The organism is Catenuloplanes niger, assembly GCF_031458255.1.
Lineage (GTDB): Bacteria > Actinomycetota > Actinomycetes > Mycobacteriales > Micromonosporaceae > Catenuloplanes > Catenuloplanes niger.
In genome coordinates, this window is sequence record NZ_JAVDYC010000001.1 from 5,863,478 (window position 1) to 5,879,751 (window position 16,274).

The 16,274-nt window shown below is 71.9% G+C and carries 16 protein-coding genes; 13 read left to right on the forward strand and 3 right to left on the reverse strand.

Translation table 11 applies throughout. The features are described from left to right. The 6 genes from J2S44_RS26095 to truB all read left to right on the forward strand — a co-directional run bounded on the left by J2S44_RS26095 (position 1) and on the right by truB (position 4,371). Positions 1-408, forward strand: coding sequence for a hypothetical protein (locus J2S44_RS26095; RefSeq protein ID WP_310419163.1), 408 nt, complete (start codon positions 1-3; stop codon positions 406-408). Continuing rightward, positions 405-617: a DUF6186 family protein gene (locus tag J2S44_RS26100; RefSeq protein WP_310419165.1), complete on the forward strand. Its 213-nt coding sequence runs from the start codon at positions 405-407 to the stop codon at positions 615-617. The genes J2S44_RS26095 and J2S44_RS26100 overlap by 4 nt, the downstream gene beginning before the upstream one ends. Positions 618-914: 297 nt before the next feature. Next, entirely contained in the window at positions 915-1,076 is a 162-nt protein-coding gene (locus tag J2S44_RS26105) for a hypothetical protein (RefSeq protein WP_310419168.1), read from the forward strand. 73 nt (positions 1,077-1,149) lie between these two features. Continuing rightward, positions 1,150-2,469, forward strand: coding sequence for an MATE family efflux transporter (locus J2S44_RS26110; RefSeq protein WP_310419171.1), 1,320 nt, complete (start codon positions 1,150-1,152; stop codon positions 2,467-2,469). 255 nt (positions 2,470-2,724) lie between these two features. Further along, complete coding sequence (locus J2S44_RS26115; protein WP_310419174.1) at positions 2,725-2,991, forward strand: hypothetical protein; 267 nt, start codon at positions 2,725-2,727, stop codon at positions 2,989-2,991. A 492-nt stretch (positions 2,992-3,483) separates the two neighbouring features. Continuing rightward, positions 3,484-4,371 carry a tRNA pseudouridine(55) synthase TruB gene (gene truB / locus J2S44_RS26120; protein ID WP_310419177.1) on the forward strand — a complete coding sequence of 296 codons (888 nt, stop codon included), beginning with the start codon at positions 3,484-3,486 and terminating at the stop codon, positions 4,369-4,371. Between the two features lie 428 nt (positions 4,372-4,799). On the opposite strand, the gene J2S44_RS26125 is transcribed toward truB, so the two are convergent. Together J2S44_RS26125 and J2S44_RS26130 are read right to left on the reverse strand one after the other, a co-directional pair. After that, complete coding sequence (locus J2S44_RS26125) at positions 4,800-5,189, reverse strand: response regulator (RefSeq protein ID WP_310419180.1); 390 nt, start codon at positions 5,187-5,189, stop codon at positions 4,800-4,802. Continuing rightward, a complete protein-coding gene (locus J2S44_RS26130) occupies positions 5,186-7,900 on the reverse strand; it encodes a response regulator (RefSeq protein WP_310419183.1) in 2,715 nt (904 codons plus the stop codon). Before J2S44_RS26130 ends, J2S44_RS26125 begins: the two co-directional genes overlap by 4 nt. Before the next feature lie 145 nt (positions 7,901-8,045). Between J2S44_RS26130 and J2S44_RS26135 the strand changes: the two genes are divergently transcribed. The 6 genes from J2S44_RS26135 (at position 8,046) to dapB (ending at position 14,380) form a co-directional block, all read left to right on the forward strand. Beyond that, positions 8,046-8,321 (forward strand): hypothetical protein, encoded by a 276-nt coding sequence (locus tag J2S44_RS26135; RefSeq protein ID WP_310419186.1) that lies wholly within the window; start codon positions 8,046-8,048, stop codon positions 8,319-8,321. Between the two features lie 31 nt (positions 8,322-8,352). Beyond that, on the forward strand, positions 8,353-9,285 hold the full coding sequence (locus J2S44_RS26140) for a bifunctional riboflavin kinase/FAD synthetase (RefSeq protein WP_310419189.1): 933 nt from the start codon (positions 8,353-8,355) through the stop codon (positions 9,283-9,285). A 142-nt stretch (positions 9,286-9,427) separates the two neighbouring features. After that, a complete protein-coding gene (gene rpsO / locus J2S44_RS26145; protein WP_310419192.1) occupies positions 9,428-9,697 on the forward strand; it encodes a 30S ribosomal protein S15 in 270 nt (89 codons plus the stop codon). 240 nt (positions 9,698-9,937) lie between these two features. Next, positions 9,938-12,322, forward strand: coding sequence for a polyribonucleotide nucleotidyltransferase (locus tag J2S44_RS26150; protein ID WP_310419195.1), 2,385 nt, complete (start codon positions 9,938-9,940; stop codon positions 12,320-12,322). Then, on the forward strand, positions 12,322-13,632 hold the full coding sequence (locus J2S44_RS26155) for a M16 family metallopeptidase (RefSeq protein ID WP_310419198.1): 1,311 nt from the start codon (positions 12,322-12,324) through the stop codon (positions 13,630-13,632). Before J2S44_RS26150 ends, J2S44_RS26155 begins: the two co-directional genes overlap by 1 nt. Before the next feature lie 7 nt (positions 13,633-13,639). Next, positions 13,640-14,380: a 4-hydroxy-tetrahydrodipicolinate reductase gene (gene dapB, locus J2S44_RS26160; RefSeq protein ID WP_310419201.1), complete on the forward strand. Its 741-nt coding sequence runs from the start codon at positions 13,640-13,642 to the stop codon at positions 14,378-14,380. 64 nt (positions 14,381-14,444) lie between these two features. On the opposite strand, the gene J2S44_RS26165 is transcribed toward dapB, so the two are convergent. Next, positions 14,445-15,017: a GNAT family N-acetyltransferase gene (locus J2S44_RS26165; RefSeq protein WP_310419204.1), complete on the reverse strand. Its 573-nt coding sequence runs from the start codon at positions 15,015-15,017 to the stop codon at positions 14,445-14,447. 48 nt (positions 15,018-15,065) lie between these two features. Here J2S44_RS26165 and J2S44_RS26170 point away from each other — a divergent pair, with 48 nt between their 5' ends. Then, positions 15,066-16,268: a glycosyltransferase 87 family protein gene (locus J2S44_RS26170; protein WP_310419207.1), complete on the forward strand. Its 1,203-nt coding sequence runs from the start codon at positions 15,066-15,068 to the stop codon at positions 16,266-16,268. Positions 16,269-16,274: the final 6 nt, after the last annotated feature.

Genomic DNA, 16,274 nt, shown 5'->3' on the forward strand with positions numbered 1-16,274 from the left:
ATGGAGGCTCCCCGGGAAGTCGCGGTCGACGCTCCGAGAGCGTGGGACCGGCCGCTGGTGGTCATGCCCGTCTTCGCCGTCGTCTCGCTGGTCGGTGGCCAGCTGCCGTCGTTCTCCACGGCGGCCAACATCTATTCGCTGGGCGTGGGCGGCACGCTGATGTGGTTCGGCCTGTCGCAGCGGGTGCCCCGCCGTCCGGTCCCGGCCCGGCCCGGTCACGGCACGGTGTGGTGGCTCGCCCCCGCGGTGGTGTTCGTGGCGTTCGAGGGCTCGACGTTCCTGACCGGGTCGGCCTACTCGTACCCGACGCTGTCCAAACTGGCCGATCCGCTGCTCGCCGACCCGACCGTACGCGCCGCCGGGTTCTTCGGCTGGTTGTGCGCGTTCTGGGGACTGGCCCGCCGATGACCCGGGCGCTCGCGATCGGTGGGTTCGTGCTGACCGGGTTGCTGCTCATGGCGGTGGAGGCGGCCGCGCGGCAGGAGGGGTCGCGCGTGCCGACGCTCGGCGACCTCTGCGCGTACGTGATGCGCTATCAGGTCGGCCGGGTGCCGGTGGGCCGGATCGGCCTGCTCGGCTTCTGGTGGTGGCTTGGCTGGCACTTCTTCGCCCGGTGAGGCCTTTGCATAGATTCGCGCGGATCGGTTACCGGTCCGTATAACGGGAAGTGTCGCGTTGCCGGCGCCGACTTAACGTTAATTTGGGTAGCGTGCAGGTGGTGCGGGTCATTGCTGTCCCGTACCACCCCGCACTGCTTTTGCACAGTTGCTCCAGGGTCTGACCGACTCAGGGCTCGCGCGCCGCCGCGGCAGCGCTCCGGTGATCCCGGAGGGCCCGCTGGCGTGTCGCAGAGGCACCGCCAGTCACGGGTGCGCCGTCGCGCGCCCCGAGCCCGACCATGGAGGACCGTCACCATGACCATCACCGCCACGCGTCCCGCTCCGGCGCCGGTCACCACCGCTTCCGTCTCGCCGTCCACCGCCGCGGTGGCCCAGTCGTCGCCGGTCCGGCCGGTCGACGATGCCCGGGAGCAGGCCCGCCGCGCGCTGCAGGTCTCGCTGGACGTGCGTCAATAGAGCCACCCGAGGGTACGTGTAAGTAGCGCACCTTCTTGAAGTCCTTACCCGACGTGTGTCACCATGCGCGGCGATGAACAACTCCGTCGCCGCCGATCGGGTGCCGCTGCGCCGGATCGCCGCCCTCGCCCTGCCCGCGCTGGTGGTGCTGGCCGCCGAGCCGATCTACGTGCTGGTCGACACGGCCGTGGTCGGCCACCTCGGCCGGGTGCCGCTCGCCGCGCTCGGCATCGGCGGGACCGTCATGTCGTTCGCGGCCTGGCTCGGCACGGTCATGGCGTACGGCACCACCGGCCGGTCCGCCCGCCGCTACGGCGCGGGCGACCGTCGCGCCGCGGTCGAGGAGGGCGTCCAGGCGTCCTGGCTGGCGCTGCTCGGCGGCCTGGTCATCGTCGCGGTGGTGCAGGCGCTGGCGGGTCCGCTGGCCCGGGCACTGGCCGGCGGCCCCACCCCGGTCGCGCAGGCCGCCGAGGAGTGGTTGCGCATCGCGGTGCTCGGCGCGCCCGGTCTGATGCTGGTCGCGGCCGGCAACGGCTGGATGCGCGGCGTCCAGGAGACCCGGCGCCCGCTCGCGATCGTCGTGCTGGCGAACGTGGTCTCGGCCGTGCTCTGCCCGCTGCTGGTCTACCCCGCCGGGCTCGGCCTGCACGGCTCCGCGATCGCGAACGTCATCGCGCAACTCGGCTCCGGCGCGCTCTTCGTGGCCGCGCTGCTGCGCGAGCGGGTGTCGCTGCGGCCGCATCCCACGGACATCCTCGCCCAGCTCGTGGTCGGCCGCGACCTGCTGATCCGCGGTGCCGCGTTCCAGGCATGCTGGCTGTCCGCCACCGCGGTCGCGGCCCGCTACGGCGACGCCGCGCTGGCCGCGCACCAGATCGCCATCCAGCTGTGGTTCTTCGCCGCGCTGGTGCTGGACGCGGTCGCGATCGCGGCGCAGTCACTGGTCGGCGCCGCGCTCGGGGCCGGCGACGAGCCCCAGGCGCGCCGGCTGGGCCGCCAGATCGGACTGATCGGGCTGGTGTCCGGCGTGGTCTTCGCGGTGTTCTTCGGCGCCGGCGCACGGGTGATCCCGGCGCTGTTCACGCCGGACGCCGCGGTGCGCGACCAGGCGCTGGTGGTGTGGCCGTGGTTCATCGCGCTGCTGCCGCTGGTGGGCGTGGTCTACGCGCTGGACGGCGTGATGATCGGCGCGGGCGACGTGGCCTTCATGCGCAACATGACCATCGTTGCCGCGCTGAGCGGTTTCCTGCCGGGCATCTGGGTGACCTACGTGCTGGACCTCGGGCTCGGCGGCGTGTGGTCCGGCCTCGCGCTGTTCACGCTGATCCGGCTGGTGGCGCTGTTACTGCGTGTGCGGTCATCGGCATGGTCCGTTGTCGGTGCCACTCGCTGATTCCCCGCGGTCGGCATTGCGTGACCTCTTTTGCATGTCCGTTTTTCGCTAATCGGCTCGCCGTTAATGGCGTTTCCGGCGATCTTCGTGACGATAGTATTCCCTGCTCAAGGCCGATATTGCGGCCCGGAGTCCGATGCTCGAACGGTCCCGATAACTGATTCACGGCTCAGAAAGAGGGGTCGTCAAGGTGTGGTCCGGCTGTCAGAATCGACCTACTGAATCAGCGCAAGCCCTACCCTGGAGGAGGTCTTTATGATCGATCACAAAGACACCCCGGTGGAATTCGACGACGAGGGCCGCTGGCCCGCCTGGGTGCCGCAGTGGATCCGGGACCTGCCGCACGTCTCCGCCGACGCGCAGGCCCGGCGGCAGGGGGTGGAGCCGCTGACCTCCGCGGCGGATCTTGCCGTCCCCGGCTTCTTCGAGTCGGACGAGGAGATGGAGGAGCTCATCGCCGATCTCTACGAGTCCCGGGCCCGCGAGCTGCACTGCCTGCAACACCACCGTGAGATCGCGTGATCAAGGTCGTCCTCGACACCGACGTCACGTCGCGCAGTTTCCAGCAACGTCTCGCACCGGCGCTCGAGGCGCGGCTCGCCCGCTGCCGCACGTTCATGGCCTTCGCGACGCTGGGCGAGCTCACCAGGTGGCAGACCTGCCGCCGCTGGGGAGCGCAGCGCCGGGCGAGACTGCGGGCCTGGCGGCGGAACATCACGGTGCTGGACTACGACGCGCACGTCGGGATCCTCTGGGGCGAGCTTCAGGCCAGGGGTGAGCTGCGTGGCGGGCCCCGGCCGGCGAACGACACCTGGATCGCCGCCTTGCTGCATCGCAGCCCGCCTTCCGCCGGCGATGTTCAACGCGCGGCACTTCGAGGAATTCGCGATCCACGACGGGCTGCGGCTCTTCGAGGTCGGGTGAGCGCGGCCGGCCCCGCTCTCGTTCGGAGGGGAGTGGCGGGGCCGCAGCCGCGGGCCGGGATAATCGGGCGTCCGGGGTTCGTGGTGAGACATGAGGTGGCGCGTGGACGGTCTGGTCGTGGTGGACAAGCCGGGGGGCATGACGTCGCACGACGTCGTGGCGCGGATGCGGCGGCTGGCGAGGACGCGCCGCGTCGGGCACGGCGGCACGCTGGACCCGATGGCCACCGGTGTGCTGGTGATCGGTGTGGGGCGCGGGACGAAGCTGCTCACCTACGTGACCGGCGCGACCAAGAGCTACGACGGCACGATCCGGCTGGGCCAGGCCACCGTGACGGACGACGCCGAGGGCGACGTGACCGCGAGCGTGCCGGCCGGGCATCTCGGTGACGACGAGATCCGAGCCGCGCTGGCGACGTTCGTGGGCCGGATCGATCAGGTGCCGAGCTCGGTGAGCGCGATCAAGGTGAACGGCGAGCGCGCCTACAAGAAGGTCCGCGACGGCGAGGCGGTGACGCTCGCCGCCCGGCGGATCACGATCTCCCGGCTCGACGTGCACGAGATCCGCCGCGACGGCGACCTGGTCGACGTGGACGTGAGCGTCAGCTGCTCGTCCGGCACCTACATCCGGGCGATCGCCCGGGACCTCGGCGCGCGGCTGTCCGTCGGCGGGCACCTGACCGCGCTCCGGCGCACCGAGGTGGGCGGCTTCCCGCTGGCCGAGGCGTTGACGCTGGAGCAGCTCGAGGAGCGCTCGCCGGACGTGGTGACGCTCCCGATGCCGGACGCGGCCCGCCGCTGCTTCCCGGTGCGCGAGGCCACCCCCGACGAGGCCCGCACGCTCTCCCACGGCGGCCCACTCGACCGCGCCGGCATCGACGGCCCCTACGCGGTCCTGAGCGCCGAGGGCACCCTGCTCGCCATCGTGAGCGAGCGCGACGGCAAGGCCCGCCCCGAGATCGTCCTCGCCCCGGCCTGACAGCTCGCGGTTCCCGCGGTGCGGCTCGCGGTTCCCGCGGTGCGGCTCGCGGTTCCCGCGGTGCGGCTCGCGGTTCCCGCGGTGCGGCTCGCGGTTCCCGCGGTGCGGCTCGCGGTTCCCGCGGTGCGGCTCGCGGTTCCCGCGGTGCGGCCCGCGGTTCCCGCGGTGCGGCCCGCAGCTCCCGTGGTGCTGCCCGCGGCTCCGGTGGCACGTGGCTCTCGCGGTGCGGCTCCGGCGGCGTGGCCGCGTGGTCTTTTTCCGGCCGCCCACCTGACGTGCAGGGAGGAGCGCCGGCGACGACCGGTGCCCGCGGGAGCACTGGGGACGCGACCACGCCGGAAGCGGGAAGAGATGCTCTGTGATCCGGACTTTCCGGCCGCGCACCCGGCGCGAACCGCAACCGACGCCGGGGCCGAGGTGCCGTGGGGTTATCGGGGCAGGTGGCTCGCGATGACGGTGACCAGGTCGGCGGCGGCGTAGGGCTTGTCGAGGAAGCCGTCGCAGCCGGCCTCGAGGGCGGCGGCGCGGTCGCTGGGCAGCACGCTCGCGGTGAGCGCGATGACCTTGGGTTTCTCGTCGACGGCGACGGCGGCGAGTTCGGTGGCCAGGTCGAGGCCGCTGCCGTCGGGCAGGTTCATGTCGAGCAGCACCACGTCGACCTGATCCGGGTGCTGCAGCACGTCGCGGGCCGCGGCCAGGGTGCCGGCCTCGACCAGGCGGGCGTCCCGGACGCCGGGGTCGTCGGCGCGGGCCAGCACGGCCCGCACCAGCACGCGGTTGAGTTCCTCGTCCTCCACCAGCAGGATGCGCGCGGTCATCGGTCACCTCGTTCCACAGTCTCGATCTCGATCCGGCGGGCCGCGGCGGTGCCACTGGCCAGCGCGACCAGGTTGTCCCACTCGTCGGTGCCGTGGATGGCCCGGGCCAGCAGCTTGCCGCTCATCACCGGGTCACCGGCGCCGGCCGTGGCGGTGGAGGCGAGCGCGACCACCGGCACGTCCGCGTTCGCCGGGTCGTTGTTGAACGCGGCCAGCAGCGAGAACCCGTCCAGGTCGGGCATGCGCAGGTCGCAGACGATCAGGTCGAAGTGCTGGTTGCGGCTCATCTCCAGGCCCTCCGCGCCGTCGGCGCAGGCGACCACCTCGGCACCGGCCGTGCGCAGGCTGGCCTCGACCGAGTGGCGGCTGTCCGCGTCGTCGTCGACGACCAGCACGGTCGGCTGTTCGGCCGGGCCGGTGTAGATGTGCCGGGCGAGCGAGCCGACCAGCTGATGGTCCGCGACCGGTTTGACCAGGAAGTCGGCCGCGCCCATCGCGATGCCGGCGTGCCGTTCGTCGACCACGGAGATGAACAGCACCGGGATCGAGGCGAGCAGGGCGTCCTGTTTCAGTTCGCGGATCACGGCCCAGCCGTCGATGCCGGGCAGCACCACGTCGAGCAGGATCGCGTCCGGCGGGTTGACCCGGGCCGCGTTCAGGCCGGACTCGCCGCTGGTCGCCATCTCCACCCGGTAGCCGGCCTTGACCAGGTAGGTGCGGAGCAGTTCCGCGGACCGCACGTCGTCCTCGATCAGCAGGATCCGGCCGCGCTCCCGGATCTGCGGCTCGACCACCACGGTGTCCGCCGGGGACGGGAGCTCGGCCGCGTCCGGCAGCGTGATCGTGAAGCGGCTGCCGACGCCGAGCGTGGACGTGACCGTGATGTCGCCGCCGTGCGCCTGGACCAGGCGGCGGGCGAGCGCCAGGCCCAGCCCGGTGCCGGCCTGGTGGTGGGTGCGGTCGCCGACCTGCTGGAACTCCTCGAAGACGCGCGGCAGGTCCTCCTCGGAGATGCCGATGCCGGTGTCGCCGACCGCGAGCGCGACCATCGACCGCCCGTCGTCGGTGAACGTCTCGGCGTCGAGCGTGATGGTGCCGCCGTCCGGGGTGAACTTGATCGCGTTGGAGAGCAGGTTCTCCAGGATCTGCCGGAAGCGCAGCGCGTCGGCGCGCACGGTCAGCTCCGGCAGCCGCGACTCGACCGTGAGCGACTTCTTCTCGATGAGCGGGCGGAGGCCGGTGAGCAGTTCCCGTGCGGCGTTGTCCACGCGCAGCGGCGCCGGGTGCAGGTCGATGCGGCCGGCCTCGACCTTGGCCAGGTCCAGGATGTCGTTGATCAGCCCGAGCAGGTGGCGGCCGCTGTTGTGGATGTGGTCCACCCAGTCGGCGGGCACGCTGCGTCGGTCCTCGACCGGCTTCTCGCCCCGCATCAGGTCGCTGAACCCGATGATCGCGTTCAGCGGGGTACGCAGTTCGTGGCTCATGTTCGCCAGGAAGTCGCTCTTCGCCTGGCTGGCCTGGGTCAGTTTCTCCACGGACGCGGCCAGTTCCGCGGTGAGCCGGCGCTGCTCGGTGAGCACGCCGCCGCGCTCGGCCAGCACGCCGGCGTGTCCGCCGAAGTCGGCCAGCAGCCGCAGGTCGTCCTCGCTGAACAGGCCGCGGAAGCGGTGGAACATCAGCACCGCGCCGGTCTCGGCCGGCGGGATGCGCAGGCGCAGCGTGGTCAGGTAGCCGCGTTCGCCCTGGCCGGCGTAGTGGGTGGCGAGCGTGGGCCGGGTGGTGCGGCGGAACCGGGAGACGGACGCGAGCGGCACCGGCTGCGGCGCGTTGACCAGCTCGTCCAGGTCGGTGTCGTCGAAGCCGGTCAGCGGCGCGTCGGCCTCGCCCGCGTACGCGGTCTGCTCCAGGTGCCCGTCGGGCTTGCGGACCAGCACCGCGACCGCGTCCGCGGCGGACTCCTCGCGCATCATCTCGGCGTACCGCTGCCAGATCTGCGGGCCGGTCTCGGTCGCGGGCGCGTCCAGCAGCCGGACCGTGACGGACTGCAGCGCGGTCGCCGACCACATCCGGCGCAGCCAGGCCGGCGGCAGGAACGCGGCGGCGTACCCGATGCCGCAGGCGACGGCGAGCACCCGGGCCGCGACGCTGAACGGGGACGCGCCCGCCTCCGGCCCGGCCGGGAACAGTCCGGCGAGCCCCATCAGCACCACCACGCCGGCGAACGCGACGGTGGAACCGGCCGCGATCGACAACCGGATCCGCGGCGAGCCGGTCCGCCGGCGCGCGGCCGAGGCCAGGTAGATGCCGGGCACCAGCTCGGCGATCGCGAAGAACGTCATCGCGATGATCAGCAGGGTGGGGCGCATCGGCTCGCCGCTCCGCACGGTCAGCAGCCCGGCGCCGATGATCAGGGCGCCGGCCAGCGAGGCCGCGGTCAGCTCGCGGCGGACCGGCCGCAGGAGCGAGATCAACCGCATCGTGAGGTACGGCTGGAGCAGCAACACCGGCAGGAAGAGCGCGTTGACCCGGAGGCCGCCGACCGCGAGTGCCCCGTCGAGCACCCGGTTCAGCGCGTCGGCCAGGAAGATCACGGTGGGCGCCACGAAGATCAGCGCGACCGCGCGCTGCAGCGGGTCCGGGCGGCGGGCCAGGTGATAGAGCACGCGCAGGAAGAGCGCCGCGAAGATCAGTTCCGCCGCGATGACCACCATCTGATTACTCTCTATTTTCATCGCATTACGCACTGTAGTTGGGCTCGGTGGCGGCGCCGGGCGTTTGGCGGCGAAGGGCCGGGGATCGCGGGCGCGACCGTACCCATGATGTCTTCATTGTGCAGTTATGTGATGGAATGGCGAGATGGCAGATCCGCAGCCGACGCCCGGTCACCCGGAGCGCGAGGCCCCGGGTGGGCATCCCGCTCCAGGCCTCGCGGCCGAGGTCCGGCAAGGCACGCACGACCTGGCGAACCTGCTCGGCATCGCCGCCAACTACCTGCAGTTCCTCGAGGAGGATCTGGACGGGGTGGCCGGCGCGGACGAGGCGCGCGGTCACCTCGAGCGGATCTCCGCGGCCGTCGACCGCGCGACCGAGGTCACCCGGCGGCTGGCCACGGCCGCGGTCACCCCCTCCTGACCGCACCGGCGCGCTTGCATAGGCTTGCGCCATGCAGCGGTGGCGGGGATACGACGCGGTTCCGGGCGGCTGGGGCCGATCGGTCGTGACGATCGGTGTCTTCGACGGCGTGCACCGCGGTCACCAGGCCACCATCGGCGACACCGTGAAGCGCGCCCGCGACCTGGGCGTCCGCTCGGTGGTCGTGACGTTCGACCCGCACCCGTCCGAGGTGGTCCGGCCCGGCTCGCACCCGGCCGTGCTCACCGAGGCGGCCCGCAAGGCAGACCTGATCGAGGCGCTCGGCACGGACGCGCTCTGCGTGGTGCCGTTCACCAAGGACTTCTCCCGGCGGTCGCCCGAGGAGTTCGTGCACGAGGTGCTGGTCGAGCACCTGCACGCGGCGCAGGTCGTGGTCGGGGAGAACTTCCGCTTCGGGCACCGGGCGGCCGGCGACGTGGCGCTGCTGCGGCGACTCGGGCGCACGTTCGGCTTCGCGGTGGAGGACGCGCCGCTGATCTCGGCGGAGGAGGGCACGGTCTTCTCCTCCACGTACATCCGGGCCTGTGTGGACGCGGGCGACGTGGCCGCCGCGGCCCGCGCGCTCGGCCGTCCGCACCGGCTGGAGGGCGTGGTGGTCCGCGGTGACCAGCGGGGCCGTGAGCTGGGCTTCCCCACGGCCAACCTGCTGTCCGGGCGGTACGCGGCGATCCCGGCGGACGGCGTCTACGCGGGCTGGCTGGTCCGCCGCGACGAGCGGCTGATGGCGGCTGTCTCGATCGGCACCAACCCGACGTTCTCCGGCAGCGAACGGCGTGTCGAGGCTTACGCGCTCGACTTCACCGGCGACCTCTACGGCGAACGGCTGAGCCTGGACTTCGTGGCCCGGCTCCGGGAGACCCGCGCCTACCAGGGGATCGAGCCGCTGGTGGCGCAGATCACCGAGGACGTCGACCAGACCAGAGGGCTTCTGCGCGCCGGGTGAGGCGGACCGGTTGCGGGCGGTGTTCGGCCGTGTTGCTGTAGTGTGGTTGAGACTTCGGGTCTCCGAGGTTTCGCTCCGCCTGCCTGCTCGACGCCGTGGGCCGCGGATCAGCGACAGGTTGCAACCGACAGGATTTGATGGAATGGCGCTCGACCAAGAGCAGAAGAGCAAGATCCGCGCGGACTACGCGACCGCCGAGGGTGACACCGGTTCTCCCGAGGTTCAGGTCGCCGTGCTGACCAAGCGGATCGCGGACCTGACCGAGCACCTCAAGGTGCACAAGCACGACCACCACAGCCGTCGTGGTCTGCTGCTGCTGGTCGGCCGCCGCCGCCGGCTGCTCAACTACGTCCAGAAGAAGGACATCGCCCGCTACCGGACGCTCATCGAGCGCCTCGGCCTGCGCCGATAGCTTCTTCGACGGGCGGCGGCAACGCCGCCCGTCGCCGTAACACCACCACACAGACAGCTGGGCCGCACTGACCACGCCGGTCAGCGCACCGGTCCTCGGTAGTGGCCTCCGGGCCGGCGGATCACCGCCGCCCCGGGCGCTTCGATCGAAGACCGGCCGACTGAGCAGCCGCCCCCATTCGCGGGTGGCGCTCCGGCACAGGTGGTCGTGGCCCACGACCGAAGGAGTGCAACACCGCTTATGACCGAGCAGAACAACGCTCTCGGCTCCCAGCACAGCACCGCAGTGATCGACAACGGCGCGTTCGGCACCCGTGAGATCACCTTCTCCACCGGCCGGCTGGCCAAGCAGGCCGCCGGCTCCGTCATCGCCCAGCTCGGCGAGACGGTCGTCCTCTCCGCGACCACGGCCAGCAAGGCGCCGAAGGAGCACTTCGACTTCTTCCCGCTGACCGTCGACGTCGAGGAGCGGATGTACGCCGCGGGCCGGATCCCCGGCTCGTTCTTCCGCCGCGAGGGCCGGCCGAGCGAGGACGCGATCCTCACCTGCCGCCTGATCGACCGGCCGCTGCGCCCGTCCTTCACCAAGGGCCTGCGCAACGAGGTCCAGGTCGTCGAGACCGTGCTGGCGCTCGACCCGGCCCACCCGTACGACGTGGTCGCCATGAATGCGGCGTCCATGTCCACCAAGCTCTCCGGCCTGCCGTTCTCCGGCCCGATCGGCGCGACCCGGGTCGCGCACATCGACGGCCAGTGGGTGGCGTTCCCGACGCTCGAGGAGCTGGAGCGCGCCACCTTCGACATGGTCGTCGCGGGCCGCACGCTCGCCGACGGTGACGTCGCGATCATGATGGTCGAGGCCGAGGCCACGCCGAACGCGGTCAAGCTGATCGCCGGTGGCGCCACCGCCCCGACCGAGGAGGTCGTGGCGAGCGGCCTGGAGGCCGCCAAGCCCGCCATCCGCGAGCTCTGCCGTGCGCAGAGCGAGCTGGCCGCGGTCGCCGCGAAGCCGGTCGTCGAGTTCCCGGTCTTCCTGGACTACCAGGACGACGTGTACGAGGCCGTCGCCACCGCGGTCCGGGGTGAGATCGCCGAGGCGATCAAGATCGCCGGCAAGGCGGAGCGCGAGGAGGCGCTCGACCTCGTCAAGGCGAAGGCCGTCGAGCAGGTCGCCCCGCAGTTCGAGGGGCGTGAGAAGGAGGTCTCGGCCGCCTTCCGCTCGGTGACCAAGTCCGAGGTGCGCAACCGCGTGCTGCGCGAGCAGGTCCGCATGGACGGCCGCGGCCCGCGCGACATCCGCCCGCTGACCGCCGAGGTCGGCGTGCTGCCGCGCGTGCACGGCTCCGCGCTGTTCGAGCGGGGCGAAACCCAGATCATGGGCGTCACCACGCTGAACATGCTGCGCATGGAGCAGGCGCTGGACACTCTCGCGCCGGAGAAGTCCAAGCGCTACATGCACAACTACAACTTCCCGCCGTACTCGACCGGTGAGACCGGCCGGGTCGGCTCGCCGAAGCGTCGCGAGATCGGCCACGGCGCGCTCGCCGAGCGGGCGCTCGTGCCGGTGCTGCCGAGCCGCGAGGAGTTCCCCTACGCGATCCGCCAGGTCTCCGAGGCGCTGGGCTCGAACGGCTCGACCTCGATGGGCTCGGTCTGCGCGTCCACGCTGGCGCTGCTCTCCGCGGGTGTCCCGCTGAAGGCGCCGGTTGCCGGCATCGCGATGGGCCTCATCTCCGACGAGGTCGACGGCAAGACCCAGTACGTGACGCTGACCGACATCCTCGGTGCCGAGGACGCGTTCGGTGACATGGACTTCAAGGTCGCCGGCACGCCGGAGTTCGTGACCGCGCTGCAGCTCGACACGAAGCTCGACGGCATCCCGTCCGACGTGCTCGCGGCCGCGCTCCAGCAGGCGCACGACGCCCGCGGCACGATCCTCGGCGTGATGCAGGCCGCGATCGAGGGCCCGGGCGAGATGTCCGACCACGCGCCGCGCGTCACCACCGTGAAGATCCCGGTCGACAAGATCGGCATGGTCATCGGCCCGAAGGGCCAGACGATCAACGCGATCCAGGACGAGACCGGCGCCGAGATCTCCATCGAGGACGACGGCACGATCTACGTCGGCGCCACCAACGGGCCGTCGGCCCAGGCGGCGGTCGACCGGATCAACGGCATCGCGAACCCGACGCTGCCGAAGGTCGGCGAGAAGTTCCTCGGCACGGTCGTCAAGACGGCCGCGTTCGGCGCGTTCATCTCGCTGGTCCCGGGCCGCGACGGCCTGCTGCACATCTCCAAGGTGGGCAACGGCAAGCGCGTCGAGAAGGTCGAGGACTTCCTCAACGTCGGCGACAAGATCGAGGTCCAGATCGCGGACATCGACCAGCGCGGCAAGATCTACCTCGACAAGGTGCGCGCCGAGGGCGAGGAGGCTCCGGCCGAGTCCGCCGGTGGCGAGCGTCCGTCCCGTGACCGTGGCGACCGCGGTGACCGCGGCCCGCGTGGTGACCGGGGCGACCGCGGTGACCGTGGCGACCGCGGCCCGCGCGAGAGCAGCGCGGACGGCGGCGAGGGTGGCGGCGAAGGCGGGGACGGCCCGCGCCGTCGTCGGACGCGCCGCGACTGATGACGAACCCCGTACAGCGGGGCGCTGACCCACTGGGCGGCACGGTCAACAAGACCGTGCTGCCCAGTGGGCTGCGCATCGTCACCGAATCCATCCCGACCGTCCGCAGCGTCTCGATCGGGATCTGGGCCGCGATCGGCTCCCGCGACGAGACGCCGGAGTTCTCCGGCGCGTCGCACTTCCTGGAGCACCTGCTCTTCAAGGGCACCGAGCGGCGCACCGCGATGGACATCTCCGCGGAGATCGAGGCGGTCGGCGGCGAGACGAACGCGTTCACCGCCAAGGAATACACGTGCTACTACGCGCGCGTGCTGGACGAGAACCTGCCGCTCGCGGTCGACGTGCTCTGTGACCTCGCGGCGAACTCCGTGCTCGCCGACGCGGACGTGGAGACCGAGCGCGGCGTGATCCTCGAAGAGATCGCCATGCACGACGACGAGCCCGGCGACCAGGTGCACGACATCTTCACCGAGCTGATCTACGGCGACCATCCGCTGGGCCAGCTCATCTCCGGCACCGAGCAGACCATCGGCGCGATGACCCGCGCGCAGATCGAGACGTTCTACCGCGAGCGGTACACCGCGCCGCACCTGGTGATCGCCGCGGCCGGCAACCTCGACCACGACGCCGTCGTGGCCCAGGTGACCGCGGCGCTGGCCGGCACGCCGCTGGACGGGCCGGCCGCCGCACCCGCGTCCCGCCGCGCGTCCGAGCCGGCCCCGGCGTACGCGCCGCCCGCGCAGGTCGTGGAGCCGAAGGACACCGAGCAGGCGCACGTGGTGCTCGGTGCGCCCGGCCTGGCCCGGCTGGACGACCGGCGGTTCACCGCCGGCGTGCTCAACAACGTGCTCGGCGGCGGCATGTCCAGCCGGCTCTTCCAGGAGATCCGGGAGAAGCGCGGCCTGGCCTACTCGGTCTACTCCTACACCACGCAGTACGCGGACTCCGGCCTCTTCGCGGTCTACGCGGGCTGCGCGCCCGGCAAGGTCGAGGAGGTGCTGGAACTGTCCCGTGCCGAGCTGGCCCGGGTCGCTCGCACCAGCCTGACCGCGGAGGAACTGGACCGGGGCAAGGGCATGACCAAGGGAGCGTTCGTGCTCGGCCTGGAGGACACCGGCTCCCGGATGACCCGCCTGGCCAAGGCCGAGCTGCTCTACGACGACCTGCTGCCGGTCGCCGGCTTCCTGGAGCGGGTCGACGCGGTCACCGCGGACGAGGTCGCCGCGCTCGCCGAGGACCTGCTCACCCGCCCGCGGTCACTCGCGGTGGTGGGCCCCTTCGACGAGGACACGGTCTGGCCTCTGGGATAGTGGCGCGGTGAGCGAGACTATCCCAGTCGCTGTCCTCGGAGCCGCCGGCCGGATGGGCACCGAGGTGTGCAAGGCGGTCGGCGCCGCCCCCGACATGGAGCTGACGGCCACGGTCGACGCCGGCGAGCCGCTGGACAAGGCGGCCGCCGCGCGGGTGATCGTGGACTTCACCACGCCCGGCGCCGTGCTGGACAACCTGCGGTGGGCGATCGACCGGGGCATCCACGCGGTCGTCGGCACCAGCGGCTTCACCGAGGAGAAGTTCGCGCAGGTGCGCGAGTGGCTGGCGGCGAAGCCGGGCGTCGGCGTGATCGTCGCACCGAATTTCGGCATCGGCGCGGTGCTGATGATGGAGTTCGCGGCGAAGGCGGCCCGCTACTTCGAGTCCGTCGAGATCATCGAGCAGCACCACCCGCGCAAGCTGGACGCGCCGAGCGGCACCGCCACGCACACGGCACGGCTGATCGCGGCCGCGCGCGCGGAGGCCGGCCTGACCGCCATGCCGGACGCGACCGCGGACGAGATCCCAGGCGCGCGCGGTGCGGACGTGGACGGTGTGCGGGTGCACGCGGTTCGCGCCACCGGCCTGGTCGCGCACCAGGAGGTGCTGTTCGGCGCGCTCGGCGAGACGCTGACGATCCGGCACGACTCGCTGGACCGGGCGTCGTTCATGCCGGGCGTGCTGCTGGCCACCCGCGAGGTGCTGACCCGCCCGGGCCTCACGGTCGGCCTGGCACCGCTGCTCTGAGCCGGCCCCGCCGCGCGTTCGGCAGATCCCGCCGCGAACCGGCGAAGGTCTGCCGAACAGGGCTCTAGAGGGGGGCGTCGGCGAGCGAGACGTGCAGGCGGAGCTGGGGAATGAGCAGGTCGTCGACGTCCAGCGCCCGGGAGGCACCGTCCGGCTCCCAGCCGGCCGAGCCGAGGAACTTGCGGGTCGCCGCGTCCGCGTCGTACGCCCACGCGATCGCGGTGCCGAACATGTCCTCCCGCCACAGGTCCACGGCCGCGGACAGCAGCCGGCTGCCGTGCCCGCGCCGGCCCCAGCGCGGCTCGACCAGCAGATCGGTGACGGCCGCGACGTCCGGGCCGAGCGCGCCCGGCTCCTCGCCGGGCGCGAGTGCCTGCTCATCGGCCGGACCTGCCGCGGCGAAGCCCACCAGATACGATTGTTCGGCCTGCTCAACGGCGACCAGAACCCGGTGCCGGGGTGTCGGCGGGGCCTCGATGGACTCCCGCCACCGCTCCGTCAGCCAGGCGACGTCGACCGCGTCGAGCACCTGCTTGGGCAGCAACCGGCGATACGCGACCCGCCAGGTCGTGAGCTGGATTCGTGCGATGTCACCGGCGTCCTGCGAGCCGGCCGGTCGAACGTACCCGAGTGCCATGGTTGGCAAGAGTACGTGTACACACTCGATCTCTGGGGGACTCTTCCGATGCGGACGCTCTGGCGGGTCGCCGGCGTGGTGCTGTTCGCCGTCGCCGTCGCCGTCTTCGACCTGGTCACGTCCGCGCGGCACGGGTTCTTCGACCTCAAGGTCTACTGGGGAGCGCTGAACTACTGGGCCAACGACGGCGGCATGCTCTACGACTACCTGAACCCGAACACGCTGTACGGGTTCACCTACCCGCCGTTCGCCGCGTTCGTGATGCTGCCGATGGCCTGGGTCCCCTGGACCGCCGCGATGACGATCAGCGTGATCGCGACCGTGGCCGTCACCGCGGTGCTGGTCTGGTGGATGATCCGGCCGATCGTGCAGCGCCAGGGCTGGACGCCGTGGCTGGCGTTCGCGATCGCGGCCTGCCTGGTCGCCGCGTACGAACCGATGCGCGAGACGGTCAACTTCGGCCAGGTCAACATGCTGTTGCTGTTCCTGGTCGCGGCGGACGTGCTGCTCCTCGTCGCGCGGCGGAGCCCGTTCGGCGGCGTGGGCATCGGCCTGGCCACCGCGATCAAGCTGACGCCCGGCGTGTTCATCGTCTACCTGCTGGTCACCGGCCGCTGGCGGGCCGCGATCACCGCGTCCGGCACGGCCGCGTTCGTGACGCTGGTCGCCGCCGTGATCGCACCGGACGCGTCCCGCGAGTTCTGGCTGTCCGCGCTCTGGAACACCGACCGGGTCGGCGACCTCGGCTTCATCTCCAACCAGTCGCTGCAGGGCGTGGTCGCGCGGCTCTTCGGCGACGACCTGAAGCCGCTCTGGGCGCTGCTGGTGGTGGCCACGCTGGTCTTCTGGGGCTGGCGCTGCCGGCTCGCGATCCAGGCCGGTGACGAGCGCGCCGGCCTGGCGCTGACCGCGGTGCTGGGCTGCCTGATCAGCCCGGTGACCTGGGTGCACCACCTGGTCTGGCTGCTGCCCGCGCTGTTCCTGATCGCCGGCGACGGGTTCCGGTCGACCGGCCGGCGCCGGAAGGTCATGCTGACCGTCGCGTTCCTGAGCTGGGCGATCCTGTGCAGCCGGCTGGTCTGGGTCTGGACGTACCGCACCGGCGGGCTGGGCGGCTTCCTCGGCGGCAGCGCCTACCTCTGGGTCAGCATCGTGCTGCTGCTGGCGATCCCGATCGACCGCGCGGACGACCCCGAGGACCAGGACCTGTCCGAGGGTACGGAGGAAGCCCGCCCGTCGCTGGTCGCCTGAAATCTG

Coding starts and splice junctions, on each gene's coding strand:
- J2S44_RS26100 (WP_310419165.1), top strand. CDS start 405: ATGACCCGGGCGCTCGCGATCGGTGGGTTCGTGCTGACCGGGTTGCTG.
- truB (WP_310419177.1), top strand. CDS start 3,484: ATGAGGTGGCGCGTGGACGGTCTGGTCGTGGTGGACAAGCCGGGGGGC.
- J2S44_RS26115 (WP_310419174.1), top strand. CDS start 2,725: ATGATCGATCACAAAGACACCCCGGTGGAATTCGACGACGAGGGCCGC.
- J2S44_RS26165 (WP_310419204.1), bottom strand. CDS start 15,017: ATGGCACTCGGGTACGTTCGACCGGCCGGCTCGCAGGACGCCGGTGAC.
- J2S44_RS26105 (WP_310419168.1), top strand. CDS start 915: ATGACCATCACCGCCACGCGTCCCGCTCCGGCGCCGGTCACCACCGCT.
- J2S44_RS26095 (WP_310419163.1), top strand. CDS start 1: ATGGAGGCTCCCCGGGAAGTCGCGGTCGACGCTCCGAGAGCGTGGGAC.
- rpsO (WP_310419192.1), top strand. CDS start 9,428: ATGGCGCTCGACCAAGAGCAGAAGAGCAAGATCCGCGCGGACTACGCG.
- J2S44_RS26110 (WP_310419171.1), top strand. CDS start 1,150: ATGAACAACTCCGTCGCCGCCGATCGGGTGCCGCTGCGCCGGATCGCC.
- J2S44_RS26130 (WP_310419183.1), bottom strand. CDS start 7,900: ATGGTGGTCATCGCGGCGGAACTGATCTTCGCGGCGCTCTTCCTGCGC.
- J2S44_RS26125 (WP_310419180.1), bottom strand. CDS start 5,189: ATGACCGCGCGCATCCTGCTGGTGGAGGACGAGGAACTCAACCGCGTG.
- J2S44_RS26150 (WP_310419195.1), top strand. CDS start 9,938: ATGACCGAGCAGAACAACGCTCTCGGCTCCCAGCACAGCACCGCAGTG.
- J2S44_RS26170 (WP_310419207.1), top strand. CDS start 15,066: ATGCGGACGCTCTGGCGGGTCGCCGGCGTGGTGCTGTTCGCCGTCGCC.
- J2S44_RS26140 (WP_310419189.1), top strand. CDS start 8,353: ATGCAGCGGTGGCGGGGATACGACGCGGTTCCGGGCGGCTGGGGCCGA.
- J2S44_RS26155 (WP_310419198.1), top strand. CDS start 12,322: ATGACGAACCCCGTACAGCGGGGCGCTGACCCACTGGGCGGCACGGTC.
- J2S44_RS26135 (WP_310419186.1), top strand. CDS start 8,046: ATGGCAGATCCGCAGCCGACGCCCGGTCACCCGGAGCGCGAGGCCCCG.